The organism is Bradyrhizobium sp. BR 10261 (assembly GCF_019455395.1).
Taxonomy (GTDB): Bacteria; Pseudomonadota; Alphaproteobacteria; order Rhizobiales; family Xanthobacteraceae; genus Bradyrhizobium; species Bradyrhizobium manausense.
Genome location: NZ_JACOFQ010000032.1, coordinates 1 through 24,490 on the forward strand (window position 1 = coordinate 1; position 24,490 = coordinate 24,490).

A 24,490-nucleotide genomic window follows, 5' to 3' on the forward strand; every position below is an offset into this window, starting at 1 on the left:
ACCGTCTCGACGGTCAGCTCATGGTCGTCCTCGACGTCGATCGCGTCCTCGAGCTCGAAACCAAAGTGCAAATGGCTGCCTGAACTTTCACGAGAGAGATTTGAGCCGGAGATCCAAGATGAAGACCTGTTTGGTGGTTGACGATTCCAGCATCGTGCGCAAGGTCGCGCGCCGCATCGTCGAGGCGCTGGGCTTCCATGTCATCGAAGCGGAAGACGGCGTCGAGGCGCTGGTCCATTGCAAGAAGGCCATGCCGGAAGCCGTCCTGCTGGACTGGAATATGCCCGTCATGGACGGCTTCCAGTTCCTGGGCACGCTGCGCCGCATGCCCGGCGGCGAGGACCCCAAGGTTGTGTTCTGCACCACCGAGAACGGCATCGACCACATCACCAAGGCGATGGGCGGCGGCGCCAACGAATACATCATGAAGCCGTTCGACAAGGACATCGTGTTGGCGAAGTTCCAGGAGGTCGGACTGGTCGCGCGCGAAGAAGAAACGGCAGCCTGAAATTCCACTGGTTAGTAGCGTCAAGAGGTATCCTGTGAACTCGCCCGACTACGAGTATCTGCGTAAGCTGCTGAAAGAGCGCTCCGGCCTCGACCTGTCCGCGGACAAGCAATATCTGCTCGAAAGCCGCCTGTTGCCGCTGGCGCGCAAGGCGGGCCTGTCCGGTATCCCCGAGCTCGTGCAGAAGCTGCAAGGCGGCTCGAGCGCGCTGATCACAAGCGTGGTCGAAGCCATGACCACGAACGAGACCTTCTTCTTTCGCGACAAGGTCCCGTTCGACCATTTCCGCGACACCATCATGCCCGAGGTTCTCAAAGCCCGCGCGGCTCGCCGCAGCGTGCGGATCTGGTGCGCCGCAGGCTCGACCGGGCAGGAGCCTTATTCGCTCGCCATGACCCTGAAGGAAATGGGCGCGGCGCTGACCGGCTGGCGTGTCGAGATCATCGCGACCGACCTCTCGCAGGAGGTGCTGGAGAAGGCCAAAGCCGGCGTCTACAGCCAGTTCGAGGTGCAGCGCGGCCTGCCGATCCAGATGCTGATGAAACATTTCAAGCAGACCGGCGAGACCTGGCAGATCAATCCCGAGCTGCGGGCGATGATCCAGCACCGCCAGCTCAATCTGCTGCAGGATTTCTCTCACCTCGGCACGTTCGACGTCATCTTCTGCCGCAACGTCCTGATCTATTTCGATCAGGAAACCAAGATCAACATCTTCAACCGCCTTGCCCGACAGATCGAGCCCGACGGCTTCCTGGTGCTCGGCGCGGCGGAGACCGTGGTCGGTTTGACTGATACGTTCAGGCCGCTCGCCGATCGCCGCGGCCTCTACCGGCCGAACGATCCGCGCACTGCTGCGGCAAAGCCGGCGGTCGACGGTGTCGCAGCGCCGCGCGTGGCGGCAATGGCAGGACGATAGGCATGGCCGAGGATGGCAAGGGCGTAGAGCGCGTCACATTCAGTCGTGGTTATGATGTCTGCATCATGGCCATCGACGGCACGTGGCGGCGCGACTGTACGCTCAATGCAATTTCCGACACCGATGCCATCCTCACGGTTGAAGGCTCGATCCAGGGATTGAATCTGAAGGAGTTCTTCCTGCTGCTGTCGTCGACCGGCCTTGCCTACCGTCGCTGCGAGCTGGTGCGCGTCAACGGCGCCGAGATGGACATCCAGTTTCTGCGCGGCAAGAACCGCAAGAAGCGCGGCGCGGCCAACGGCCATGACGCAGTGGCGTGATCGCCACGCGCTCCCTGCTGCCCTTTCCTGACGTGTTGCTTCACATTTTCTGAAAACATCCGACCGAATTCGCCGTCCCGGCTTTACGTCGTTTAAGCGCGGTCCCTGTATCCATCACAGGTCGCAATTTCAGGGTCCGGCCATGCCAAGAAGCTCCCTCTCCCCCATCCCGTCAAACCTGCCCGACGTCGCCGAGCGGCGCGCGCTTCAGCTCCTGGTGGTCGATGACGACGCCACGCAGCGCAGTCTGATCACGGTCGCCGCCAAGCAGGCCGGCCATGAAGTGTCCGTTGCGCCGTCGGTTGCGGAAGCCATCGAAAAGCTGCGTGCCGCGCGCTTCGACTGCGTGACGCTCGACCTCGTGCTGGAGGATGGTGACGGCGTCGACGTGCTGCGCGAGATGGCGGCAGCCAAATTCACCGGCTCGGTGATCATGATCAGCGGCATGGACGGCAAGCGCCGCAGCGCCGCCCGCAGCCTCGCCCGTTCCGTGGGGATCGAGCTTCAGGGCCTGCCGAAGCCGCTCGATCTTGCCGCACTACGCATCAGCCTGGCCAATCTCGGCAAGACCGCGATGGGGCTGCCGACGATCCATACCTGGGGCGGCGTTGCGACCGACGCAATCGTGGAACGGCACCGCGCCTAGAGGCGCGAAGCTGCCATGCAGTCGGCTGCGGCAAATCGGCCGCTCTGACTGCCATCTAGGCAGGATTGCCGGATTCCGGCAGCAATTCCAAGGCGTGACCGAGCTCCGCCCGGCACGCATTGAGGGCGGCGCTCGCCCTGGCAAAACGGGGCGTCACATCGTCGAGCACGACGATCTCGCTGGAACCCAAATCGGCGCTATCGTCCTCCGGCTCCATATCTTCCGAGGACATGGCGGCGTCGATCAGGCGCATGCCGATCTCGATGCGCGCGATCAGAGAGCGAAGTTCAGCCGCGATCAACTGACGGCTGTCCGTTTCAGCCATTGCGGCGAGCGGGGGTGTGCCGGCGTATTTTAGCATGGATATTCTCCGTCACCCGCAATAAGGCACCTCAGCGCTACTTGTGCGTTAAGTTCATGTCCCGTACAAATGCGGGTGGGCTGAATCTGCGCCGAAAGCCGTAAACATCAGGCGCGGACGCGAGTCCTTTAATGTCGGCGTGGCTTGGCGAATGGACATGGCACATGGTCGAACAAACCTCCCGTGGTGAGATCTTCGTGGTCGATGACGACCCTGCTGTTCGCGACACTTTGTCGATGGTGTTGAAGGCGGCGGGCTATGAGGTGATCTGTTTTGCGGACGGTGCGGCCCTGCTGTCCGTCGCGCGAAACCGGACACCGGCTGCGATCCTGCTCGACGTGCACATTCCCGGAAAGTCGGGCCTCGACATTCTGAAGGAGCTGCACGGCGAGGACTATCCGGCGCCGATCTTCATGATCTCCGGGCAGGGCGACATCGCGATGGCGGTGGGCGCGATCAAGAGCGGCGCGCTGGACTTCATCGAGAAGCCGTTCCGAGGCAGCGAGATCGTCGGCCGGCTGGATGAGGCGATCGGTGCTTATGCACGCAGGCAGGCAGAGAACGCCTCGCCGAAATTCGGCTCACTGCATTTCCCCGGCCGCGAGCCGCTGACCCGCAGGGAGCGCGAGGTGCTCGAGCAATTCGCCGCCGGTGCGTCCAACAAGGAAGCCGGCCGCACGCTCGGCATCAGCCCGCGCACCATCGAGGATCACCGCGCCAACATCATGAAGAAGCTCGGCGCCCGCAATGCCGCCGACCTGATCCGCATCGTGATGACCGCAGCCCAGCGCGCGTCGTAGCGTTATGTGAGATGCCGTAGGGTGGGCAAAGCGACTTGAAGCGTGCCCACGAATTTTACGTGATGTAGCAAGAGATCGTGGGCACGGCGCAAGTGCGCCTTTGCCCACCCTACGAGAGCTCGCGACCCCGCTAAGTTCAGGCTCGTGCTAGCCGCAACACTGTTCTCGATTTCGCTGCGCTCCATCCGGGCTACGGACAGTCGCCTCAGCCGCTCAGCGCCCTGCGGATGATCCGCGCCAGGTCGGATTTGCGATAGGGTTTGGCTAGCAGCAGCACACCCGAATCCAGCCGGCCGTGATGGATGATCGCGTTCTCGGTGTAGCCTGACGTGTAAACCACCTTGAGATCGGGCCGCGTCTTCAGCACCTCGTCGGCAAGCTGCCGTCCGTTCATGTTACCGGGCATGATCACGTCGGTGAACAGCAGATCGAACGGTGTGTCGCTGGCAACGATCGCGAGAGCCTCGGCGGCATTGGCGGCCTGCAGGGTGACGTAGCCCAGCGAATGCAATTGGGCCAGCACATAGTCGCGAACCAGGCGGTCGTCCTCGACCACCAGGATGGTCTCGTGCCCGCCCTCGATCGTAACCGGAGTCACGCCCTCGGCAACCACCGCAGGTGTCTTGCCCGGCGGCAGGTACATCTTGATCGTCGTGCCGTGGCCTTCCTCGCTGTAGATCTTGATGTGGCCCGCGGACTGCTTGATGAAGCCGTAGACCATGGAGAGGCCGAGGCCGGTGCCCCTGCCCGGCCCCTTCGAGGTGAAGAAGGGGTCAAATACGCGCGCCAGCATGTGGGACGGAATGCCGGTGCCGGTATCGCTCACCGCGATCAGCACGTAGTGACCGGGCGAGGCATCATTGGCGCTGGCATAGGCCTCGTCGAGATAGGCGGCGCCTGTCTCCACGATCAGCTTGCCCCCACCGGGCATCGCGTCACGCGCGTTGAGCGCGAGATTGAGGATGGCCGTGGTGAGCTGGTTCGGATCGACGATTGCGACGCAGCTCTCGTCCTCGAACACCGATTCGATCTGGATCTGCTCGCCCAGCGTCGGCCGCAACAGCTTTGCGGTGTCGATGATCAGCGAATTGATGTCGATCTCGCGCGGCTGCAGCGGCTGCTTGCGGGCAAAGGCGAGCAGGTGCTGGGTCAGCTCGGCGCCGCGCCCGGCAGCTTCGTCAATCATCTTCGTGATCGCGGCAAGCCCCGCATCCTTGGCCACCGCGTCGGCCAGGATCTCGATCGTGCCGGTGATGACGGTGAGGATGTTGTTGAAATCGTGCGCCACGCCGCCGGTGAGCTGGCCGACCGCCTCCATCTTCTCGGCATGGCGAACCCGCTCCTCCGCGGCGATCTTCTCGGTGAGATCGCGGTAAAACGAATTGAAAAAGACACCTTCGCGCTGCCGGACCGCCGTGGCGCTCAGCTCGGCCGTGAACTCCTTGCCGTCGCGGCGCCGCACGAGGAGTTCGCGCCGGGGGCTTAGCGTTTGTTCCTCGGAGTCAAGAAAGAGCTGGACTCTGGCCAGGATGTCTTCCCGCTCGCTCGGGGCGATAAAGAGATCGAGTGCATTCTTGCCGATCGCCTCTTCACGCGGCCAGCCGAAGAGCTTCTCGGCCTGCGAGTTCCAGATCAGGATGGTACCGTTCTGGTCTGTCTGGGTGAAAGCGTCGATCGCGGTCTCGACGATATTGCGGGCAAGCTGCTCGCTGTCGCGCAGGGATTCTGCTGCCAGCCTTGCCTCGGTCATGTCGCGTCCGACGAAGAAAAAGCGCTTGGCCTGGTCCGACCAGTTGCCGAGCCAGGACAGCCAGACCTCGCGGCCGTTCTTGTGGAAGCAGCGCGTGTCGGCGATCTTCGGATGACCGCCGCGCCGAAGCTCGCGCATCTCCTCGCGGGATCGCTCGAGATGGGCGGGATGGATGAAATCCTCACCGCTGCGTCCGATCATCTCCTCGGGGCGATAGCCGAGGATGGTCTCGCTGCTTGGGCTGATCTGCGCGATATGGCCGCGCGAGTTTATGATCATGATCAGATCCTGCGAGGTGTCGAACAGCTGCCGCCGCTCCTCCAGCTGCTGCTGCAGTGCCCGCTCCGCCCGCCGCGCTTCGGTCAGACTGCGCGCGGATCCGGAGGCGCCGATGATCTCGCCCGAGGGCGCCCTGATCGGCGACAGGCCGAGCGATATCTCGACCGGGGTGCCGTCCTTGCGCAGCCGGACCGTCTCGAAGCGTTCGACCGTCTCGCCCCTCGAGATCCGCGCCAGATAGTCCTTGCCCTGCTCGCGGCGATCGGGCGGGACAATGATCGAGGTGGACTTCCCGATCGCTTCACTGGCGGAATATCCATAGAGCCGTTCGGCGGCGGGATTCCAGCCGGTGATGATGGCACCGAGCGATTGCATCACGATCGCATCGTCGGACGATTCCACGGCGGCGCTGAACAAGAGCTCGCGCGTCGCATGATGACTTCGTGCGGCCTCGGTGCGGCGATGCTCCTGGACCTCGCGTTCGAGAGCGGCTGCTTTCGCGCGCGTTTCCTCGACCATCCGGGCAAAAGCCCGCGCCAGCGCGCCGGTCTCGCCGCTCGCGTCGACCGGAATGTCCGCTGGCTGTCCGTTGCCGATAGCCTCCACGGCCCTCGTCAGGCGGGTGATCGGGCGCGTCAATGAGCGTGCGAGCAGCACTGCGAGTAAAGCTGCGGCGAAGACCGCAAGCATGCCGACCAGCAAGGACGTTTTTTGAATCGCGGCCGGCACGCGGCCGAAGACCGCCGGAGGAATCGTCTCGATGATCCCAACCCAATCCGCATTCGCGAGCAGCGCCGGCGCTATTGCCGCGCCACTCGGCCGGCCGGCCGCATCGGTGCTGAGCTGCGTCGACACATCCCGCGTGCCGGCCAAGGCTGCAAAATAGGGAAAGTCATCGCGCCAGTTGGCAGGGTGGCCACGCAATGAACCGAATTCTCGTGCGCGATCGGGATGAACGAGATAGTCGCCGCGCGCGTCCACGACGTAAATCTCCCCGCCTGAGCTCGTTGTCGAGCGGATGCGGTCGAGCGGCGGACGCATGTCGATATTGGCGATGATGATGCCGAACGGCTTGCCGTCGGGTGTGAACAGCGGCGTCCCGACCCGGAGAGTTGGCGTGTGCAAGTCTGTGGTGCCGCCGCGGTGGGTCGCCAGCTCGATTGGCGAAACATAAATCTCGCCCGGCGCGAGCCGGATCGTTTCCTGAAAGTAGGCTCGCTCGCTCTTGCGCTCCAACTCGCTGTTGGGGATGATCCGCGCCGTTCCGTTCGGGCCGGAGCGATCGACGCGAACCAGCTCACGCTGATCGTCGTCAAGACCGATGATTCGAAACTGCGCGTAGCTGGGTTTGGCCTCGATTTCGGCTGCGAGCCGTGTCGCGATGCGATCGCGCCAGGTTTGTTCGGACACGCCGTCATCAGGGTCAATTCCCCCACCGGCGTGAGCACGGATCAGACCGTTGATAGCCGCGGCGGAGCGGTAGCCGACCAAATCGCCGCGGGCTCCGGCAACGTAGGATTCAAGATTATTGGCGAGCAGGCGCGACTGCGCTTCGACGCGCTCCAGGACGCGGGGAATGACGGCCTGGGTGATGTTGCGGTAGCCCAGCCAACCGACCGCCGCCACCGTAACCGCCACCAGCAGAATCATCGCCACGGCCAGTCGTGTTGCGAGCGTCATGGGAATTCCTACGGGACTCCCTGAACGATCGCGCCTGTTCTGGCTCTTAGCGGCGGAGATGCTCCTATCACCGGCGGCTGGCATTGACATCGGGCCCCTCCGACTCGCCCGCCTTCAGGCAATTGTCGACCGCTGCCAGCAGCGCGTCGGCCCGGAACGGCTTCTGCAGACTCGCGACGGCGCCAAGCTTGGTCGCCATCTTCAGGAAATCCGGCTCGGCATAGGAGTCAGGTGTGATCGAGCGGCCGGAAATGACGATGATCGGAATGGCAGGTCTCAGGGCCCGGACGTGGCGCATCGTCTCCAGCCCGTCCATGCCCGGCATGTAGATGTCGAGGAACAACAGGTCGAACGCGTTGATCTCGAACAAAGCGAGCCCCTTGCGGCCGTCGCCGGCGACGGTCACATGGTGGCCGGCCCGCTCCAACAGCAGCCGGATTGTCAGCTGAGCCGCCGGATCGTCATCCACGATCAGGATGTTGGCCACTCTGAAACCCTCCGGGGGTCGGATCGGATGCCTCCTACGACCCCGACCAAGCTCCAATTGCGAAATTGTTGCGCGGATTCCCATCTGCCTGCAAGCACTTCGGGGCTTCGTCGAGATCAGCCGCCCAATATTGCGGCGCACCTTGGATCTAAGCACGTTTGCGTGCATATCAGGTAAAAACCGGTTGTCCCGTGCCTTGCGGGTCGTGAACATCCCATGAGAAGAGCGGGGCGGATTCCCTGACGGAGAAGGCAAGTGAGTAACAAGAAGAAAACACCCGACCAGCTCCGCAGCGCGCGCTGGTTCGCACCTGACGACCTTCGCTCGTTCGGTCACCGTTCCCGCGCCATGCAGATGGGCTACGCCCCGGAGGAGTGGAAGGATCGGCCGTGCATCGCGATCATCAACACCTGGTCGGAGGCGCAGCCCTGCCACATGCACTTCAAGTCGCGCGTCGACGACGTCAAGCGCGGCATCCTCATGGCCGGCGGCCTGCCAGTGGAATTGCCGGCGCTGTCGCTGTCGGAATCGCTGCTGAAGCCGACCACCATGCTGTATCGCAATCTGCTGGCGATGGAAGCGGAGGAGCTGCTGCGCAGCCATCCGGTCGATGGCGTGGTGCTGATGGGCGGCTGTGACAAGACCACGCCGGCACTGCTGCTGGGCGCGACCTCGATGAACATCCCGGCGATCTACTTGCCGGCCGGCCCGATGCTGCGCGGCAACTGGAAGGGCAAGACGCTCGGCTCCGGCTCCGACGGCTGGAAATATTGGGACGAACGGCGTGCCGGAAAGATCTCCGACAAGGACTGGCTCGACATCGAAGCCGGCATCGCCCGCAGCTACGGCACCTGCATGACAATGGGCACAGCCTCGACCATGACCGCGATTGCCGAAGCGATCGGCATGACGCTGCCGGGCGCCTCCTCGATTCCGGCGGCCGATGCCAACCATATCCGGATGGCCTCTGAATGCGGCCGCCGCATCGTCGAGATGGTGTGGGAGGACCTGACGCCGAAGGCAATCCAGACCCGCAAGGCGTTCGAGAACGCCATTGCGGTGGCGATGGCGATGGGCTGCTCGACCAACGCGATCATCCATCTGATCGCCCAGGCCCGCCGCGCCGGCCAGGATATCGGCCTCGACGATTTCGAGATCGCGAGTCGCAAGGTGCCAGTCATCGCCAATGTCCGCCCGAGTGGCGATACCTATCTGATGGAAGATTTCTTCTATGCCGGCGGCTTGCCGGCGTTGATGGGCCAGATCAAGCAGCATCTGCATCTCGATTGCATCACGGTCACCGGCAAGACCCTGGGCGAGAACATCGACGGTGCCGAGGTGCACAATGCCGACGTGATCCGCTCGGTCGCCAATCCCATCTACCAGGAGGGCGCGCTTGCGGTGCTCAAGGGCAATCTCGCGCCCGATGGCTGCGTCATCAAGCCGAGCGCCTGCGCGCCGCGCTTCCTCAAGCATACGGGCCCGGCGCTGGTGTTCGACGATTATCCCGCGATGAAGACGGCGGTCGACGATCCCAATCTCGACGTGACCGAAGATCACATCCTGATCCTGCGCAATGCGGGGCCGCAAGGCGGGCCGGGCATGCCGGAATGGGGCATGCTGCCGATCCCGACCAGGCTGGTGAAGCAGGGCGTGCGCGACATGGTGCGCATCTCGGATGCGCGCATGAGCGGCACCAGCTATGGCGCCTGCATCCTGCACGTCTCGCCGGAATCCTATATCGGCGGCCCGCTGGCGCTGGTGCAGAACGGCGACCGCATCACGCTCGACGTCGCCGCGCGCACCATCAATCTCGATGTACCTGAGGCCGAGCTCGACAAGCGCCGCGCTGCCTGGAAGCAGCCCGAGCGCCGCTTCGAGCGCGGCTATGGCTGGATTTTCACCAAGCACATCAAGCAGGCCAATGAGGGCTGCGACTTCGACTTCCTCGAGACCGATTTCGGCGCGCCGGTCGGCGAGCCGTCGATTTATTGATGACCCCGTCATTCCGGGGCATCGCGAAGCGATGAGCCCGGAATCCATCGTACCGCGGTCTGTGCCGCTCGATGGATTCCGGGTTCGCGCTACGCGCGCCCCGGAATGACAACAGAGAGTGTCCTTATGTCCAAACTGTCCGAAGCCACCCGCAACAAGCTCAAATCCGTCTCCACCGCCACCGTCGCCACCGCGCTGTTCAAGCGCGGCCTGCGCATCCAGATGATCCAGGACGTACATCCCGTCGGCCCTGACAAGCCGACCATGGTCGGTGAGGCCTTCACGCTGCGCTACATGCCGGCGCGCGAGGACCTCAATACCATCGAGGTGTTCAAGGATCGCTCCCATCCGCAGCGCAAGGCGGTCGAGGATTGCCCGCCGGGCGCCGTGCTGGTGATGGACAGCCGCAAGGATGCGCGGGCGGTCTCGGCCGGCGCGATCCTGCTGACGCGCTTGATGAAGCGCGGCGTCGCTGGCGTCGTCACTGATGGCGGCTTTCGCGATTCCGCCGAAATTGCAAAACTCGGCATCCCCGCCTATCACCATCGCCCCTCGGCGCCGACCAATCTGACGCTGCACCAGGCGATCGAGATCAACGTTCCCATCGGCTGCGGCGACGCGCCGGTATTTCCCGGCGACGTCATCCTCGGCGATGCCGATGGCGTCATCGTGATCCCCGCGCATCTCGCCGACGAGATCGCCAACGAAACCTTCGAGATGACCGCGTTCGAGGATTTCGTCACCGAGGAGGTCGGCAAGGGCCGCGGCATTTTCGGCCTCTATCCCGCGACCGATCCCCAGACGCTGACCGATTTCGCGGCATGGCGGAAGAAGAACGGTCGCTGATTTCTTCGCCTCTCCTCGCGCTCAGGAAGAGGCGAAGCCCCGCAATCTGAGCTGCCGTAGGGTGGGCAAAGCGAAGCGTGCCCACCTCGCCTCAATTATTTAGAGATGGTGGGCACGGCGCTACGCGCCTTTGCCCACCCTACAAGGCTGCGGCCATCGCTACACCCCGGCCTCCGCCATTCCCGTCGCCCACAGCGCGAACGCATAGACGATCGCGACTTCATCGAGCCGGTCAAACCGGCCTGATGCGCCGCCATGGCCGGCGCCCATGTTGGTGCGCAAGAGCACCGGGCCGCCGCCGGTCATGGTGGCGCGCAAGCGCGCGATCCATTTGGCGGGCTCCCAATAGGTGACGCGCGGATCGGTCAATCCGCCCATCGCCAAAATCGCCGGATACTCCCGCGCCGCGACGTTGTCGTAGGGCGAATAGGACAGGATGGTGCGGAAATCCTTTTCGCTCTCGATCGGGTTGCCCCACTCGGGCCATTCCGGCGGCGTCAGCGGCAGCGTGTCGTCGAGCATGGTGTTGAGCACGTCGACGAACGGCACTTCCGCGACGATACCCGCGAACAATTCGCCGGCGCGGTTGGCGACCGCGCCCATCAGCATGCCGCCCGCCGAACCGCCATGGCCGACAATGCGCTTGGCGCTGGTGTATTTCGCATCGATCAGCGCGCCGGCGCTGGCGGCGAAATCGTCGAACGAATTGGTTTTCTTCTCGCGCTTGCCGTCGAGATACCAGCCCCAGCCCTTGTCGGCGCCGCCGCGGATATGCGCGATGGCATAGACAAAGCCGCGATCGACCAGCGAGAGGCGGTTGGCGTTGAACGAGGCCGGCATCGCCATGCCGTAGGAGCCGTAGCCGTAGAGCAGCAGCGGCGCCGTACCGTCGAGCTTGAGCCCGCGGCGATGGAGGATCGAGACCGGTACTTCAGCGCCGTCATGCGCCTTCGCCACGATGCGCGTGGTGACGTAGTCGGCAGCAACATGGCCTGACGGAATTTCCTGACGCTTGCGAAGCACGCGCGTCCGCCTGGCCATGTCGTAGTCGTAGACCTCCGACGGCGTCGTCATCGATGAATAGGCAAAACGCAAATTCGTGGTGTCGAATTCGTAGGAACCCATCGTGTCGAGCGAATAGGCGGCCTCGTCGAAGGCGATCGCGTGCTCCTGCCTGGTGGCGAGATCGCGGATCACGATCGACGGCAGTGCGTTGGCGCGCTCCAGCCGCACCAGATGGCCGGCATAGAGATCGATGTCGATGATGTAGATGCCGGGGCGATACGGGATGAGGTCGCGCCAGTTCTTGCGATCGGGCGAGCCAAGCGGCGCCGTCACGATCTTGAAATCGATGGCATCATCCGCATTGGTCAGGATGAAGAGCTCGTCGCCGCGATCGGCGAGCGAATATTGCACGCCCTCTTCGCGCGCCGCGACCAGGCGCGGCGGCGCCTCGGGGTTGGCGAGATCGATCAGCCGCTGCTCCGACGTCTCGTGGTCGCCACCGGCAATCACGCAGAAGCGGCCGCTGGTGCTCTCGTGCAGATGGGTGAACCAGCCGGCATCCTGTTCTTCATAGACGAGCGTGTCGTCGGACTGCGTGGTGCCGAGCCTGTGGCGCCACACCTGCATCGGCCGGTGATTGTCGTCGAGCTTCACATAGAAGAAGCTCTTGCAGTCCGAGGCCCAGACCACGCCGCCGTCGGTCTCCTCGACGACATCGTCGAGATCCTTCCCCGTCGCCCAGTCACGGACGCGGATCGAAAAATATTCCGAGCCCTTGGTGTCGGCGCTCCAGGCCTGCAGCTTGTGATCGTTGGAATGGCGGCTGCCGCCGAACTTGAAATATTTGTGGCCTTTTGCCAGGTCGTCGCCGTCGAGCACGATGTGCTCAATGCCGCCATCGCGCGGCATGCGGCCGAACAGCTCGTGCTGCCCGCCTTCGCGAAACCTGCGGAAATAGGCGAACGGCCCGTCCGGCGACGGCACGCTGGAATCGTCCTCCTTGATCCGCCCGCGCATCTCGCGCACCAGCGTCTTCTGCAAAGGTGCGGTATGGCCGAGCAGGCTCTCGGTGTAGCCGTTCTCCTCGTCGAGATATTTGCGGATGTCAGGATCGAGCACGCTGGGGTCACGCAGCACCTCCTGCCATTTCGCGTCCTTCAGCCAGGCATAGTCGTCGCTCACGGTGATGCCGTGCCGGGTGAAGGAATGCGGCCGGCGCGGGGCGACGGGGGGCTGGGAAGCTGTCTTGGCCTGGGTCACTCGATCCTCATTGAGAAGTGTGTTCCACCTTATATCGTCCTGAATTCACCAATTGCCAGCGCCGCTGCTTCACCGCGCCGGGTTGTTGACCGGTCCCTTCTATGCTTTAGGCTCAATATCCCGCCGCCGGTTCAGCCTGATGCTTTTCAACTCCTACCCGTTCATCCTGCTGTTCCTGCCGATCGCGCTGGCCGGTTATTTCTGGCTGGGGCGGCGCAGCAATCTTGTTCCGGTGATCTGGCTGGCGCTGGCCTCGCTGGCCTTCTATGCCATCGGCAACTGGCAATTCGTGGCCCTGTTGCTGCTCTCGATCGCCTTCAACTACGGCATTGGCCATCTCCTCATCGTGGCGAAGCTCGGCCCCTCGCAACGAAGAGCCGCGGTCACTCTCGGCGTTGCCGGCGACCTCCTCGCGCTCGGCATCTTCAAATATGCCGGCTTCGCCACCGAGAACGTCAACGCACTGCTCGGCACGCATTTTGCGGTCCACATCCTGCTGCCTGTCGGCATCTCCTTCTACACGTTCACGCAGATTGCGTTCCTCGTGGACGCCTATCGCAGGCACGTCGCGGCCTGCGCGCTGCCGCATTACGCGTTGTTCGTGACCTACTTTCCGCATCTGATCGCGGGGCCGATCCTCCACCACAAGGACATGATCCCGCAATTCGAGCGGAAGGAGACCAAGCATCCCGACGCGCATCTGATCCTGTGCGGCATCATCGTCTTCGCGATCGGCCTGTTCAAGAAGACCTGCCTTGCCGACGGCATCCAGCCGCTGGTCGCGCTCGCCTTCGAGGCGCGCTCGCCGAGCTTTGACCAGGCCTGGCTTGGCGCGCTCGCTTACACCTTCCAGCTCTATTTCGACTTCTCCGGCTATTCCGACATGGCGATCGGCATCTCGCTGATGTTCGGCATCTTCTTGCCGGTGAATTTCAACTCGCCCTACAAGGCCGCCAGCATCGTCGAGTTCTGGCGCCGCTGGCACATGACGCTGTCGCAATTCCTGCGCGACTACCTCTACATCCCGCTCGGGGGCAACAGGCGCGGCCCTCTGCTGCGCTACGTCAATTTGATGATCACGATGCTGCTCGGCGGCCTCTGGCACGGTGCGGCCTGGACCTTCGTGGCGTGGGGCGCGCTGCACGGCGCCTATCTCTGCGTCAATCACGCCTTCAACGCGCTGGTGCCAGGCATCCCATCGGCCCTTGCGCGCCCGGCCCGCATAGCCGGCGCCGTGCTGACGTTCCTGGCCGTCGTCATCGCCTGGGTGTTCTTCCGCGCCGTGAGCATTGACTGGGCGCTGCGCGTGCTCCGCGCCATGGCCGATCCCTCGAATATCGTCTTCGGCCGCGACGAGGTCGCGGCGATGGTGCTGATTGCCATCTATGCCGCTCTGATCTGGCTGGCGCCGAACACGCAAGCCATCATGGGCTATGATCACGGCAACCGTCGGGTGGGCGAGGCGTTGCGGGCGGGGCGCGTGCGGCCGCTGCTGCTCTATGGTGCATCGCTGGTGCTGGCCTTCGGCATTCTGGGCATCCAGAGCCACAGCGAATTCATCTATTTCCGGTTCTGATGCGCATGCCGTCCACACATTTACGGCGTCTTCTGCTCGCGAGCATCGCCTGCGTGCTGGGCGCGGCATTGCTCACCTATCTCGTCGATCCCCTGCAACTGTTCCGCCCCTCGCGGCTGGCCTTCTACTCCGACGACACGCGCGTGCAGAACGCCGGGCTGATCCGCAGCCAGGCATTCGACACCGCCTTCATCGGCACCTCGCTCGCCATCCATTTCCGCCAGAGCGACATCGATCGTGCGCTCGGCGTGCATTCGCTGAAGCTGGCGATGACCGGATCCAATTCGCGCCAGCAAAGCTTCGTGCTGGACCAGGCGATCGCCCGCGGTGCCAGGCGCGTGATCTGGGAGATGGATGATTTCATCTTCGTCGATGCCGCCGACATCGAGGCCGATCCATATCTCCCCGTCGATCTCTACCGCAGCACGACCAAAGGCATCGCGTCCTATCTGTTCAGCGCGGCGATGGCGAAGGAATCGCTGTTCACCCTGCTGCGGTCGATCCCACCGTTACAGCAGCCGCTGACGCGGGCGGCACCTTATCTGCCTGTCAAGTTCGGGCTATCAGATGTCGACGACATCTACGCGCTGCCGCAGGATTTCGACATCGCGCATGACTACAACGGGAGTAAGGCGCTAGCTTCCTTCGCCTACATCACCGCACCCTCGCGCAGCCGTTTCCTCGGCGAGGGCTATGGCTATGAGGCCATGATCAGGCATTTCGAGCAGGATGCCGTGGGCCTGATCACGCGTCATCCCGACGTGACGTTTGACGTCTATTTCCCGCCATACTCCATCCTGCAATTCGTCGCGATGCGCGATGCCTCGCCCGGGACGTTGAAGATCGTCTTGGATCTCACCGCGGTGATCGCGCAGCGCCTGACGCAGCTGCCAAATGTGCGCCTGCACGATTTCCGCGCGATCAAGGCGGTGACGCACGATTTGAGCAATTACGGCGACGTCATTCACCATTCGCCGGTGGTGGATGCGAAGGTGCTGTCGTGGCTGGCGAGCGGGGAATATCGCATCGATCCGAACAAGCCGCTGACGTCGCTGGATGAGCTGAAGGCGCAGGTGGAGGCCTATCGTGTGCCGCAGTACCAGCGACAAACTCCGATGTCGTCCCGGACAAGCGAAGCGCAGATCCGGGACCCTTAACCACAGGGAGGAGTTTGGCGAAGACTTGGAGAGAAAGGTTTAGGCAGCGGTACTACGACCACGCCTTACCGATAGATCACGCGGTACGGGTCCCCGGCCTTCGCCGGGACGACACTGAGTTTGTAGCTGCGCCTGCTCCTACGCCCCCACCTGCTCGCCAAGATACGACACCGCGGCCTCGAGCCCGCCCTTGCCATGCGGGATCTTCAGCGCATTCAACCCGACCTCGATGACCCCGAGCGTGCCGAGCAGCATCGGCGCGTTGACATGGCCCATATGGGCGATGCGGAAGGCCTGGCCGGAGAGGTCGCCGATGCCGGTGCCGAGCACGACGCCGCACTTCTCCTTGCAATAGCGTTGCAACACCGCGGGGTCGTGGCCGGTGGTCATGGTCACCGTCGTCACGGTGTTGGAGCGCTCATGCGGTTCGGCAACATTGAAACCGAGCACCTGGCCTTCCGTCCATGCGCCGACCGCGCGGCGCGCGGCTTCGCCGAGCAAGGCGTGGCGACGGAAGGCGTTCTCCAGCCCTTCCTCGTGCAGCATGTCGATCGCCTTGCGCAGCGCGAACAGCAAATGCACCGGTGCGGTACCGGCATATTTGCGGTAGTTCTCGGTGCCCTCGCGCTCGCTCCAGCTCCAATAGGGCGTGGACATGTTGGCCTTCTTGTGGACCTCCTGCGCGCGGGCGCTGGCAGCGACGAAGCCGAGGCCGGGCGGCGTCATCAGGCCCTTCTGCGAGCCGGACATCGCGACGTCGACGCCCCATTTGTCCATCTCGAACGGCATGCAGCCGAGCGAGGCCACGGTGTCGACCATGTACAGCGCCGGATGGCCGGCCGCCTTGATCGCCTTGCCGATCGCCTCGATGTCGTTCTGCACGCCGGAGGCGGTGTCGATCTGGACAACGACGACAGCCTTGATCTTGTGCTCGGTGTCGCGGCGCAGCCGCTCCTCGACCTCGTGCGGGCGCACCGCGCGGCGCCAGTCGCCCTTGAGCACCTCGACCTCGGCGCCCATCAGCGCTGCCGCATTGCCCCAGCCGATGGCAAAGCGTCCGCTCTCCAGCACCAGCACCTTGTCGCCTCGCGACAGCACGTTGCTCAGTGCGGCCTCCCAGGCGCCGTGACCGTTGGCGATGTAGATGTAGGACTTGCCCTTGGTTGCGAACAGACCAGAGATGTCGCGGAGCAGGCTTTCGGTCAGCTCGAGCATCTCCCTGGAGTAGATGTCGATCGCCGGACGATGCATCGCCTGCAGCACCGCGTCGGGCATCGTGGTGGGTCCGGGGATGGCCAGAAACTCCCGGCCCGCGCGAACGGTCATTGCTATCTTCCTTGTGTCATGAAGACTGTCTGGTGGGTCGCTGATTTGTTCTTCTACGCGGCCGGGGGCCTTGAGAAAAGTACGCAAAACGCAGGTCTGGGGCGGCTTTTTGTTGTGAGCATGGTCTTGCCGGAAAACCGCATCACACTTTGCGCTAACGCGGCCCTTCGGGTCCGGACCATGCTCTATCGTTTAGTCTCCCGGCAGCCGGCGGCCTCCGCCTCCTCGACCGAGCAGAACCAGCGGGTGCCCTTGCTGATCTTCATCTTGATCTGGGCGTACCAGCGGCTGGTGGGCTGATGGTAAATGCACTCGCCCGACGAATTGACGTTGCCCTTGATGGTGCAGTCAGGCGAGGGCGCGACCGGCCCGGAGGCCGAGGCGAGCAGCACCGCATGGGCGCCCTCGGGCGGCTTGGTGGCGCCCAGGATCGCAGTCTTCTTGTTGCGCACGCGCCAGTCCCAGGGCGCGATGAAGGCGCCCTGCCACATCCCGGCCTTGGCTTCACGCGCGGCCGCTTCGTCCGCCTCGTAGTCCTTCGAGACGCGAACATAGGCCAGCGCCCAGCCGTTGCGCACCAGCCATTTCTGGATGTCCTCGCCGCCGACCTCGCAGCGCGCCACGGTGCGGCCGCGCCGGTCGATCGAGCGGGCATGGCAGACCCAGGTCTTGCCCTCGGTGTATTTGGCGAGCTCGTCGCGCGCGGCGACGCCGCAAGTCCAGCGCTCGCTCTTGGTGTTGAGGCAGAGCTGGTCCGCTGAGGGCGCGTCGATGCCGCCGAGCCGGATCCGCGTGGTGCCGATCACGACGGAATCGCCATCGCGAACCTTCGCGGTGCCGGTGATGTCGGCGGCCAGCGCCAGCGAAGGCAAGCCGAGCAAAAACAGCGCAATCAGGAATTTTCGCAACGTGCCAGTCCGCATTGTCTCAAGAGCACCTTGATAAGCCGCGCAATTGTGGTCGGCTTTGGGCCACACAGCCAGCCTATGCCGAACAGCGAGGCTTTCAATTTCCCGTCATTGCACGGGAGGTCTCGTAGGGTGAGGTCTCGTAGGGTGGGGTTAGGCGAAGCCGTAACCCACCTCTTTCGTTTCCACGCAGACAGAAGTGGTGGGTTACGCCCAACGAACTGCGCTTCGCGCAGTCCGCAGGGCTAACCCACCCTACAATCCTGCATTTGCAAGACCTATCCCCGCGCCATCGCCCGCTTCGCCACTGCCAGCCCCATCAGCACAAACGCCGACGTCACCTCGGGCCCCCCGACCAGAATCCGGGTCGGGGTCTTCATCTTGTTCCATTCATAGGCGCGGAACGGGCCGCGGCGGCCGCCCTCGCCGACGGCGTTGACGATCACGTTCAGCGCCGGCGCGAAGGCGCGCGGATCGGCACCGAGATGGCCGAGCGCGATCAGCGCCAGCGCGGCGTCGAACACGTTCATCTCTGCGGCCATCAGCTCGCCCTTGACGTAGGAGAGCACGCGATGGCGGATGAAGTCGAAATCGCCGGCGGGGTCGATTGCGGCCTGCGCTGCCAGCGGCAACGCCAGGAAGGCCGCATAGCAGCGGCCGAAATAGGCGCTGTAGAGTTCAGGCAGATAATAGATGTGCGAGCGCGGATTGGAAAAGGCGCCGCTCGCAGCCAGGCGCTTCTGGAAACCGATGATGCGATGCACGGTCGCGAGCCGCGCCGGCGTCTCCAGAATCTTCCAGCGTTCGAGGTTGCGGAAGCTCACCTCGAGAATGTCGAGATTGAGCGTCGGATCGAGATCGTTGCCGTAGGGACGCTCGCCTTTGAGATTGTCGATCCAGGTGACAACGCCGCCTTCGTAGTCGATGTTATCGTTGAGCGGCACCGTCACGCGCGGCTCGTTGACGCCCGTATGCACCTGGTAGGTGGCGTAAAAATCCAGGAGCGGCTGGTCGATGATCGCATCAAGGCAGCCGGCCTGCGTCGCTGCCGAGATCGAGCACGCCGTGGTGTCGCAGTCAGGCACATAGACGCCGAAGCCGAGGTCCTGCTTGATCTGGGCGAAATAGCGCGAAAAGCGCGGATGCGGCGCCGGGGCCAGCGCGGTGATGACGTTGAAGCGCGCGCCGCCTGCGCCCTCGACTTCCTCGCGGCTGATATTGACGCAGAAATCGACCATGTCGGCGATGGCGCGCTCGGCCGCGATCTTGTCCGCCGGTGCGGCGAGCCCGCTCTCGAAATAGCTGAGCAGCGCCTCGATGAAGAACGCATCGTAATAGGCCGAGCGGTGGCGGATCTGCACCGGCTCCCACATCGGCTCGGCGACCCCTCGCCAGGGCGGATTGACCACGGCGCGCGCGGGCGAGCGCGCGATGAAGACGCGAGCGAGGTTGAACAGCAGCGAGGAGTTCTTGTAGCCGCGCGCATTCAATCCGGTGAGCGCCATGGTCAGCTCGCGCCCGCGAAAGTCAGGATCGCCGATCAGGTTGAAGGCGGCATAGGTCGGCAGGAAGCCGTTCTTGCGGTAAGAGCCGAGCAGATGCTGGGCGCAATCGCGGATGATGCCGTCGATCTGTGCCGGGGCAGGCATCGCGCCGACGAACGCGGCCGGCGGCGGTTTGGGATGGTCGAGCGCGATGGTGTCGACCAGCTCGGCGATGGGCGCGCTGACCGCCGTCCAGTCGGGCTCGGCATCGTCGCGGGCGCGGACCAGAGCCTCGCGCAACCGGGCGAGCTTCGCCTCGCCGCGCAGCTCGGGGAGGCCGGCACGGCGCAGCAGCAGGCGCAGCGCGGGATTGCCGAGCGCAGTCTTGTAGAATTTTGCCAGATGCGGATCGCCCTTGGCAGGATCCGACAATACTGGATCGCAGACGTCGTAAAGCGAGGGGCCGTCCTTGCGGGCTGTCAGCGCCCGGCACGCGGCACCTGCGAAATAATGAAAGCTCATGAAATACCTGGTCGCGGGGGACTTATCCGGAGGCCAGGGTCGACGACCCGCCCCCGCAAGTCGTTGAAAAAGCTACCCGGATTCGCAGGAAATACAAATGTGACCAGCGTCACGAAAAGGCGGCACAGGAGCTGCATGATCAGTCCCCGGAAGGCTACGGGGGAACCAAAAAGCGGGAATCTCGTTAGAGAAATAATCCAATATTTCCAGCGGCTTAGGTCAAATTTTGGATGGTCTATTGCCGGGCTGGCGATCTCGGGTTAAGGGTTTGTTTGGTGCGGCGCCGCAAATTGCGCGCAATTCGGGGGCACTCCCCCGGCCAATCCCTCAAACCTAAAGACGCCATCGCGCTACTCAAACAGTGTGCGCGCGCTTGGCAGGTCTTTGGCACTGACAGGAATGAAGCGAGATGAATCTTAGGCAGCTCGACATTTCCAGACGCTCGATTGCGTTCGCCGCGGCCCTGATCGGCACCGTGTCGCTGGCGATCGGCGCCCATGCTGCCCTCAACATGCGTGCGCTCGACGCCGCCAAGGCCGTTTCCACCGAGGTCACCGGCTCGGTCGGCCAGACCTCGCGTCTCGCGCTCGTCATCGGCAATGGTCATTACCCCGACGCCAGCGCGCCGCTGACGCAGTCGATCAACGACGCGCGCGCACTCTCCTCCAGTCTGCGCAAGAACGGTTTCGACGTCGACATGGTGGAAGACGCCAGCAAGGACGACATGGTCCGCGCCGTCAATCGCCTGAAGTCCCGGATCAAGCGCGACACCACCGTCATGCTGTTCTTCGGCGGCTATGGCGTGCAGGCCGGCCGCGAGAGCTACATGCTGCCGGTCGATGCCGTGATCTGGAAGGAAAGCGACGTCCGCCGCCAGGGCGTCTCGATCGAGGGCGTGCTCGAGATGATGAAGGAGCAGGGTGCCAAGGCCAAGCTCGTCGTCGTCGATGCCTCGCGCCGTAACCCTTACGAGCGTCGCTTCCGGTCCTACTCGCACGGTCTCGCGCCGATCGGCACGCCCGACAATGCGCTGATCCTGACTTCGGCCTCGCCTGGCAAGGTCGCCGACGACGGCAAGGGCGAGCACTCGACGCTGGTCAGCGAGCTGCTCAATAACCTCAATGCGCAGGGCACCGCCGAAAGCGTCTTCAACAAGACCCGCGTCGCCATCTCCCGCGCTTCCGAAGGCGATCAGGTCCCGACCGTGTCATCCTCGCTGCTCGAGGACGTGCATTTCGACCAGGCCGGCGGTTAGTTTTTCTCCGCTCTCGTAGGGTGGGCAAAGGCGCAACGCGCCGTGCCCACCATCTTTCCAATATTTCGCGAGAAAGACGTGGGCACGCTCCGCTTTGCCCACCCTACGACATGCGTGTGTGACGCACCTCTGCCTCTCCACCGTCATTGCGAGGAGCTCTTGCGACGAAGCAATCCAGGATCTTTCCCCGGAGAGATTCTGGATTACTTCGCTACGCTCGCAATGACGGATGACGCGCGCCCCTACTTCGCCGCCTCGCTCGCCATCACCGGCCGCACCGGATCGCCTTCGCGCAGAAGCGCGCCGGCGCGGGCGACGACGATGTCGCCTTCGACGAGGCCGTCGCGGACCTCGATATTGCCGCCCGACATCAATCCGATCTCGACGCGCTTGGTCTCGACGCGGTTGCGGCGGATCACCTGCACCACGGTGCCGGCGGATGAATATTGCACCGCCGTCAGCGGCACCGCGACATTGCAACTCTGACCGGTCTTGATCAGCGCGCGGCCGCTCGCATTCAGCAGCAGCCGCTTCTGTGGGGACGAGATGCCGATATAGACCATGCCCTGCTGGATGTTCGGCTCGACGGTCGGCCCGATGCGGCGCACCTTGCCGTCGATATCGCCGGCGCCGGCAATGCGCACGCTGACAGGCTGACTGACCGCGAGCTTGCGCATGTCGGTGGTCGCGACCAGGCCGACGAGATCGTATTCGCTGCGCGCCACGATCGTGAACAGCGCCTCGCCCTTGGCCGAGGCGAGGTTGCCGATCTGTGCGGTCGAGGTGGCGATCACGCCGGCCACGGGCGCGGTGACCTGGAGCGTGCCGCCTTCGGGCAGCGCCAGCCGCGCCATCACCTGGCCGGCCGTCGTGGTGTCGCCGGCCTCGGCCAGCACCTCCGTCACCTTCAGCCCCGGACGCTCGGGCCGCACCGAGGTCTCCTCGCGCGCGATGATCGTGCCGGTGGCCTCGACGATGTCGGAGAAACAGGATTTGGCCGCTTTCAACACCGTGACCGCCGGCCCCTTGGGCGCGTCGTCATCAGCCGCGCGCACGGGCTGGACAGAAATCAGCGCCAGGCCGGCAAAGGCAAGGAAGGTCTGGGACAGGGAACGCGCAGGCAATGAACGCATCGGTCATTCCGGTTGGCCGCAAGGAGGCTTGCATCGATAGCAGAAGCGGCAGCACTGGGCCATGGGCTGACCGGATCAGAATTGCCGCAGCGCAGGCGGCGCGATGCCGCCCGTTGAATGGGTCGCGGCAAGAGCGAAGAGGTTCGCTGTCTGCGCCCCTCTCCCGCTTGCGGGGGAGGGCTGGGGAGAGGGTGTCACCGCGAAGGGACAATCCCCAAGAGGAAAGAACCCTCACCCGCGCCGCTCTGCGAGCGTGGATAGCCGAGGCTCCGCCTCGGCGTCCTTTAAGGACGGCCGCCGAAGGCGGCCTATGCTCTCCCGCAGGCAGGAGAGGCGGAGCAAGCCCGCGGAGCTCACCCCCTCACTGCAACGTCAAAAACTCCACCCAGTTCGGCTTCTTGCCGGTGGCGTAGGACTTCAGCTTGCTGAGCGCGCCGCTGCTCTGATCGATGGTGTAGACCGTCATGGCGTCGGAGAGTTCGCCAACCGCGGCGAGGTAGCGGCCGGTCGGATCGATGTTGAAGCCGCGCGGCTGCCTCTCGGTCGGCACGCTGCCGACGGTGGTCAGCTTGCCCGATGTCGCATCGACCTTGTAGGCGGTCAGCGTGTTGGTGGTGCGCTCGGAGGCATAGAGGAAGCGACCGTCCGGGGTGATGTGGATGTCGGCGGCCCAAGGTTTCTGACCAGAGTCTTTTCCGTTGAAGCCTTCCGGCAGCGCGGTGGTGCGCTGGATCTCGCTCCAGACCCCGCTCCTGGCTTCATAGCTGTACGCCGCGACGTCGCCGTTCAGCTCGTGGATGAGATAGACGAACTTGCCATCCGGGTGGAACACGAAGTGCCGCGGCCCCGATTTCTCGGGCGTCTTGACAGCAGGCTCGCCCGGCATCAGCGCGCCGGCGCTGGCATCGAACGCAAAGCGCAGCACCTGGTCCGAACCGAGATTGGTTGCGAACACAAAACGGTTGTCGGGCGAGGGCAGGAAGGCGTGTGCGTTTGGCCCGGTCGGGATCACTTGCTTCGGCTCGGCGACGACGCCGTTCGCCTGGAGCGGATTCAACGCGACCTTGTTGCCGCCATATGAGGCGCTGAACAGCACCTTGCCGCCGCGGTCGGTCGCGATGTTGGCCATGCTGTCGGCGAGCGGCCCGTTGCCGATATGGCTGAGGAGGCCGGTCTTCGGGTCGATCGCAAAGCTCACCGCCTGGAACGGCTGCGAACGGACGCCCGCGATCAGCACGCGGTGGTCAGGCGTGATCGCGAGCGGCGTCGAGGCGCCGGGCTTTTCGATGCCGGTGAAGGCGGCGGTCTCTACCAGCGTCATCTCGCCGTTGTCGGCGATCTTGAACACGCTGATGTCGTTGCTGTCGGCATTGCCGACATAGGCGAAGGTTTCGGCCATGCCGGCACGGGCTCCCAAGACGAGGGCAAGAGTGGTGACAAGAGTAGTGAAGAGCGTGGTCGCGATCGCAGCGCGCGGCGATTTCGACGTGATTTGGCGTGTCGGTTTACTCAAGGGCGCGTCCTCCTGCCGAAGCGGTGTTTTCGTTTTGCGGCAGGATAGCGGGTCGTATTCCCTTGCACCAAAATCCAGATGGGATCGATCGATACCGAAATTGTATCGCTTGTTTTGCTCGCCGCTAGTGCACCGATGCCGTCAGGCCGTGTGGGTGCAGATGCGGGCCCGCCACATGGTCAGGCGGTCCGAGCACGGCCCACACGGCGACCGCCACAATGGCGGAGGTCAGGATGGTCCAGGCGACGAGTTGCTTCCGCATCAGGCCCAATCCGTCGGTCGAAAGATCGGTGCGCGCTGGCCATCCTGCACCGCAAAAAGCCACGCGGCTGTGAACTCGTTCACAGCGCAAATAGCGCGAGCCAACTACGAACCATTGCCGGCGGTGTGCATTGACCCGGCATGCCCCGCGAAAACGACCTCGAAGGCAAGCCCGACATGGGCGGCAAGCACGGCGGACAGGCCGGCCAGCCCAAGCCGCCGCCGCGTCCGCGCGAAGGCGCCCGCGATGGAGATGTCGTGGCAAAGCGCCACACCGGTCAAGCCGACCAAACCGGCCGCAAGGTCTCGCCGACTAACACATCAAAGCGCTAAGCTTTGCCTGCTATTGCTTAAGTCGCGGGCCCCGGCCGCGCGATCGTCAGGGAACGGCAGCCCCTTGGCGCCGTTACCCCGGTCCTGCAGGCCGAGGACACAACGGAGGCTGGTAAAACGGAGGCTGGAAGTGTTTTGGATCTATTGGGACACCGCTTGGTCGCTGATC

At 64.0% G+C, this 24,490-nt stretch carries 21 protein-coding genes and 1 pseudogene; 12 read left to right on the top strand and 10 right to left on the bottom strand.

The genetic code is table 11. From position 1 onward, the window contains the following. The 5 genes and pseudogenes from HYH07_RS36440 to HYH07_RS29425 form a co-directional block, all read left to right on the top strand. Window positions 1–83: pseudogene (locus HYH07_RS36440) on the top strand (chemotaxis protein CheW); the annotation flags it as partial. A gap of 35 nt (window positions 84–118) precedes the next feature. Further along, window positions 119–508: a PleD family two-component system response regulator gene (locus HYH07_RS29410; RefSeq protein ID WP_220005740.1), complete on the top strand. Its 390-nt coding sequence runs from the start codon at window positions 119–121 to the stop codon at window positions 506–508. A 34-nt stretch (window positions 509–542) separates the two neighbouring features. Further along, on the top strand, window positions 543–1,424 hold the full coding sequence (locus HYH07_RS29415; protein ID WP_057748531.1) for a protein-glutamate O-methyltransferase CheR: 882 nt from the start codon (window positions 543–545) through the stop codon (window positions 1,422–1,424). Window positions 1,425–1,426: 2 nt separating this feature from the next. Beyond that, entirely contained in the window at window positions 1,427–1,744 is a 318-nt protein-coding gene (locus HYH07_RS29420; protein WP_057748535.1) for a hypothetical protein, read from the top strand. A 142-nt stretch (window positions 1,745–1,886) separates the two neighbouring features. After that, window positions 1,887–2,390 (top strand): response regulator, encoded by a 504-nt coding sequence (locus HYH07_RS29425; protein WP_220005741.1) that lies wholly within the window; start codon window positions 1,887–1,889, stop codon window positions 2,388–2,390. 55 nt (window positions 2,391–2,445) lie between these two features. On the opposite strand, the gene HYH07_RS29430 is transcribed toward HYH07_RS29425, so the two are convergent. Further along, a complete protein-coding gene (locus tag HYH07_RS29430) occupies window positions 2,446–2,751 on the bottom strand; it encodes a hypothetical protein (RefSeq protein WP_220005742.1) in 306 nt (101 codons plus the stop codon). A 164-nt stretch (window positions 2,752–2,915) separates the two neighbouring features. Between HYH07_RS29430 and HYH07_RS29435 the strand changes: the two genes are divergently transcribed. Beyond that, window positions 2,916–3,551: a response regulator transcription factor gene (locus HYH07_RS29435; RefSeq protein WP_057748544.1), complete on the top strand. Its 636-nt coding sequence runs from the start codon at window positions 2,916–2,918 to the stop codon at window positions 3,549–3,551. Between the two features lie 205 nt (window positions 3,552–3,756). On the opposite strand, the gene HYH07_RS29440 is transcribed toward HYH07_RS29435, so the two are convergent. Further along, on the bottom strand, window positions 3,757–7,350 hold the full coding sequence (locus tag HYH07_RS29440; protein ID WP_220005743.1) for a PAS domain S-box protein: 3,594 nt from the start codon (window positions 7,348–7,350) through the stop codon (window positions 3,757–3,759). Continuing rightward, on the bottom strand, window positions 7,328–7,747 hold the full coding sequence (locus tag HYH07_RS29445; RefSeq protein ID WP_220005744.1) for a response regulator: 420 nt from the start codon (window positions 7,745–7,747) through the stop codon (window positions 7,328–7,330). Before HYH07_RS29445 ends, HYH07_RS29440 begins: the two co-directional genes overlap by 23 nt. Before the next feature lie 255 nt (window positions 7,748–8,002). Between HYH07_RS29445 and araD the strand changes: the two genes are divergently transcribed. Further along, entirely contained in the window at window positions 8,003–9,742 is a 1,740-nt protein-coding gene (gene araD / locus HYH07_RS29450; RefSeq protein WP_220005745.1) for an L-arabinonate dehydratase, read from the top strand. Window positions 9,743–9,868: 126 nt separating this feature from the next. Next, the gene (locus HYH07_RS29455) at window positions 9,869–10,588 is read left to right on the top strand and encodes a ribonuclease activity regulator RraA (RefSeq protein WP_220005747.1); all 720 of its coding nucleotides are present in this window, start codon (window positions 9,869–9,871) and stop codon (window positions 10,586–10,588) included. 159 nt (window positions 10,589–10,747) lie between these two features. Here HYH07_RS29455 and HYH07_RS29460 read toward each other — a convergent pair whose 3' ends face one another. Beyond that, the gene (locus HYH07_RS29460; RefSeq protein ID WP_220005748.1) at window positions 10,748–12,853 is read right to left on the bottom strand and encodes a S9 family peptidase; all 2,106 of its coding nucleotides are present in this window, start codon (window positions 12,851–12,853) and stop codon (window positions 10,748–10,750) included. A 139-nt stretch (window positions 12,854–12,992) separates the two neighbouring features. On the opposite strand from HYH07_RS29460, the gene HYH07_RS29465 reads away from it, so the two are divergent. Both HYH07_RS29465 and HYH07_RS29470 read left to right on the top strand, forming a co-directional pair. Then, a complete protein-coding gene (locus HYH07_RS29465; RefSeq protein WP_220005749.1) occupies window positions 12,993–14,429 on the top strand; it encodes an MBOAT family protein in 1,437 nt (478 codons plus the stop codon). Beyond that, the gene (locus HYH07_RS29470) at window positions 14,429–15,586 is read left to right on the top strand and encodes a hypothetical protein (RefSeq protein WP_220005750.1); all 1,158 of its coding nucleotides are present in this window, start codon (window positions 14,429–14,431) and stop codon (window positions 15,584–15,586) included. Before HYH07_RS29465 ends, HYH07_RS29470 begins: the two co-directional genes overlap by 1 nt. Before the next feature lie 138 nt (window positions 15,587–15,724). On the opposite strand, the gene HYH07_RS29475 is transcribed toward HYH07_RS29470, so the two are convergent. From HYH07_RS29475 to HYH07_RS29485, 3 genes are all read right to left on the bottom strand, one after another. Continuing rightward, a complete protein-coding gene (locus HYH07_RS29475) occupies window positions 15,725–16,912 on the bottom strand; it encodes an alanine--glyoxylate aminotransferase family protein (RefSeq protein WP_220005751.1) in 1,188 nt (395 codons plus the stop codon). Between the two features lie 185 nt (window positions 16,913–17,097). Beyond that, window positions 17,098–17,835: a thermonuclease family protein gene (locus HYH07_RS29480; protein ID WP_220005752.1), complete on the bottom strand. Its 738-nt coding sequence runs from the start codon at window positions 17,833–17,835 to the stop codon at window positions 17,098–17,100. 263 nt (window positions 17,836–18,098) lie between these two features. After that, on the bottom strand, window positions 18,099–19,826 hold the full coding sequence (locus HYH07_RS29485) for a hypothetical protein (RefSeq protein ID WP_220005753.1): 1,728 nt from the start codon (window positions 19,824–19,826) through the stop codon (window positions 18,099–18,101). A 409-nt stretch (window positions 19,827–20,235) separates the two neighbouring features. Here HYH07_RS29485 and HYH07_RS29490 point away from each other — a divergent pair, with 409 nt between their 5' ends. After that, window positions 20,236–21,081, top strand: coding sequence for a caspase family protein (locus HYH07_RS29490; protein WP_057743589.1), 846 nt, complete (start codon window positions 20,236–20,238; stop codon window positions 21,079–21,081). Window positions 21,082–21,323: 242 nt separating this feature from the next. On the opposite strand, the gene HYH07_RS29495 is transcribed toward HYH07_RS29490, so the two are convergent. The 3 genes from HYH07_RS29495 to HYH07_RS29505 all read right to left on the bottom strand — a co-directional run bounded on the left by HYH07_RS29495 (window position 21,324) and on the right by HYH07_RS29505 (window position 23,989). Further along, window positions 21,324–22,214: an efflux RND transporter periplasmic adaptor subunit gene (locus HYH07_RS29495; RefSeq protein ID WP_220005754.1), complete on the bottom strand. Its 891-nt coding sequence runs from the start codon at window positions 22,212–22,214 to the stop codon at window positions 21,324–21,326. Window positions 22,215–22,575: 361 nt separating this feature from the next. Next, window positions 22,576–23,727, bottom strand: a complete 1,152-nt coding sequence (locus HYH07_RS29500) for a beta-propeller fold lactonase family protein (RefSeq protein WP_220005755.1) — start codon at window positions 23,725–23,727, stop codon at window positions 22,576–22,578. 124 nt (window positions 23,728–23,851) lie between these two features. Beyond that, window positions 23,852–23,989: a hypothetical protein gene (locus HYH07_RS29505; RefSeq protein WP_220005756.1), complete on the bottom strand. Its 138-nt coding sequence runs from the start codon at window positions 23,987–23,989 to the stop codon at window positions 23,852–23,854. 140 nt (window positions 23,990–24,129) lie between these two features. On the opposite strand from HYH07_RS29505, the gene HYH07_RS29510 reads away from it, so the two are divergent. Next, the gene (locus HYH07_RS29510; protein ID WP_220005809.1) at window positions 24,130–24,321 is read left to right on the top strand and encodes a hypothetical protein; all 192 of its coding nucleotides are present in this window, start codon (window positions 24,130–24,132) and stop codon (window positions 24,319–24,321) included. The last annotated feature ends 169 nt before the right edge of the window (window positions 24,322–24,490 follow it).

Coding starts and splice junctions, on each gene's coding strand:
- HYH07_RS29410 (WP_220005740.1), top strand. CDS start 119: ATGAAGACCTGTTTGGTGGTTGACGATTCCAGCATCGTGCGCAAGGTC.
- HYH07_RS29420 (WP_057748535.1), top strand. CDS start 1,427: ATGGCCGAGGATGGCAAGGGCGTAGAGCGCGTCACATTCAGTCGTGGT.
- HYH07_RS29425 (WP_220005741.1), top strand. CDS start 1,887: ATGCCAAGAAGCTCCCTCTCCCCCATCCCGTCAAACCTGCCCGACGTC.
- HYH07_RS29430 (WP_220005742.1), bottom strand. CDS start 2,751: ATGCTAAAATACGCCGGCACACCCCCGCTCGCCGCAATGGCTGAAACG.
- HYH07_RS29435 (WP_057748544.1), top strand. CDS start 2,916: ATGGTCGAACAAACCTCCCGTGGTGAGATCTTCGTGGTCGATGACGAC.
- HYH07_RS29440 (WP_220005743.1), bottom strand. CDS start 7,350: ATGTCAATGCCAGCCGCCGGTGATAGGAGCATCTCCGCCGCTAAGAGC.
- HYH07_RS29455 (WP_220005747.1), top strand. CDS start 9,869: ATGTCCAAACTGTCCGAAGCCACCCGCAACAAGCTCAAATCCGTCTCC.
- HYH07_RS29465 (WP_220005749.1), top strand. CDS start 12,993: ATGCTTTTCAACTCCTACCCGTTCATCCTGCTGTTCCTGCCGATCGCG.
- HYH07_RS29470 (WP_220005750.1), top strand. CDS start 14,429: ATGCGCATGCCGTCCACACATTTACGGCGTCTTCTGCTCGCGAGCATC.
- HYH07_RS29475 (WP_220005751.1), bottom strand. CDS start 16,912: ATGACCGTTCGCGCGGGCCGGGAGTTTCTGGCCATCCCCGGACCCACC.
- HYH07_RS29480 (WP_220005752.1), bottom strand. CDS start 17,835: ATGCGGACTGGCACGTTGCGAAAATTCCTGATTGCGCTGTTTTTGCTC.
- HYH07_RS29485 (WP_220005753.1), bottom strand. CDS start 19,826: ATGAGCTTTCATTATTTCGCAGGTGCCGCGTGCCGGGCGCTGACAGCC.
- HYH07_RS29490 (WP_057743589.1), top strand. CDS start 20,236: ATGAATCTTAGGCAGCTCGACATTTCCAGACGCTCGATTGCGTTCGCC.
- HYH07_RS29495 (WP_220005754.1), bottom strand. CDS start 22,214: ATGCGTTCATTGCCTGCGCGTTCCCTGTCCCAGACCTTCCTTGCCTTT.
- HYH07_RS29505 (WP_220005756.1), bottom strand. CDS start 23,989: ATGCGGAAGCAACTCGTCGCCTGGACCATCCTGACCTCCGCCATTGTG.
- HYH07_RS29510 (WP_220005809.1), top strand. CDS start 24,130: ATGCCCCGCGAAAACGACCTCGAAGGCAAGCCCGACATGGGCGGCAAG.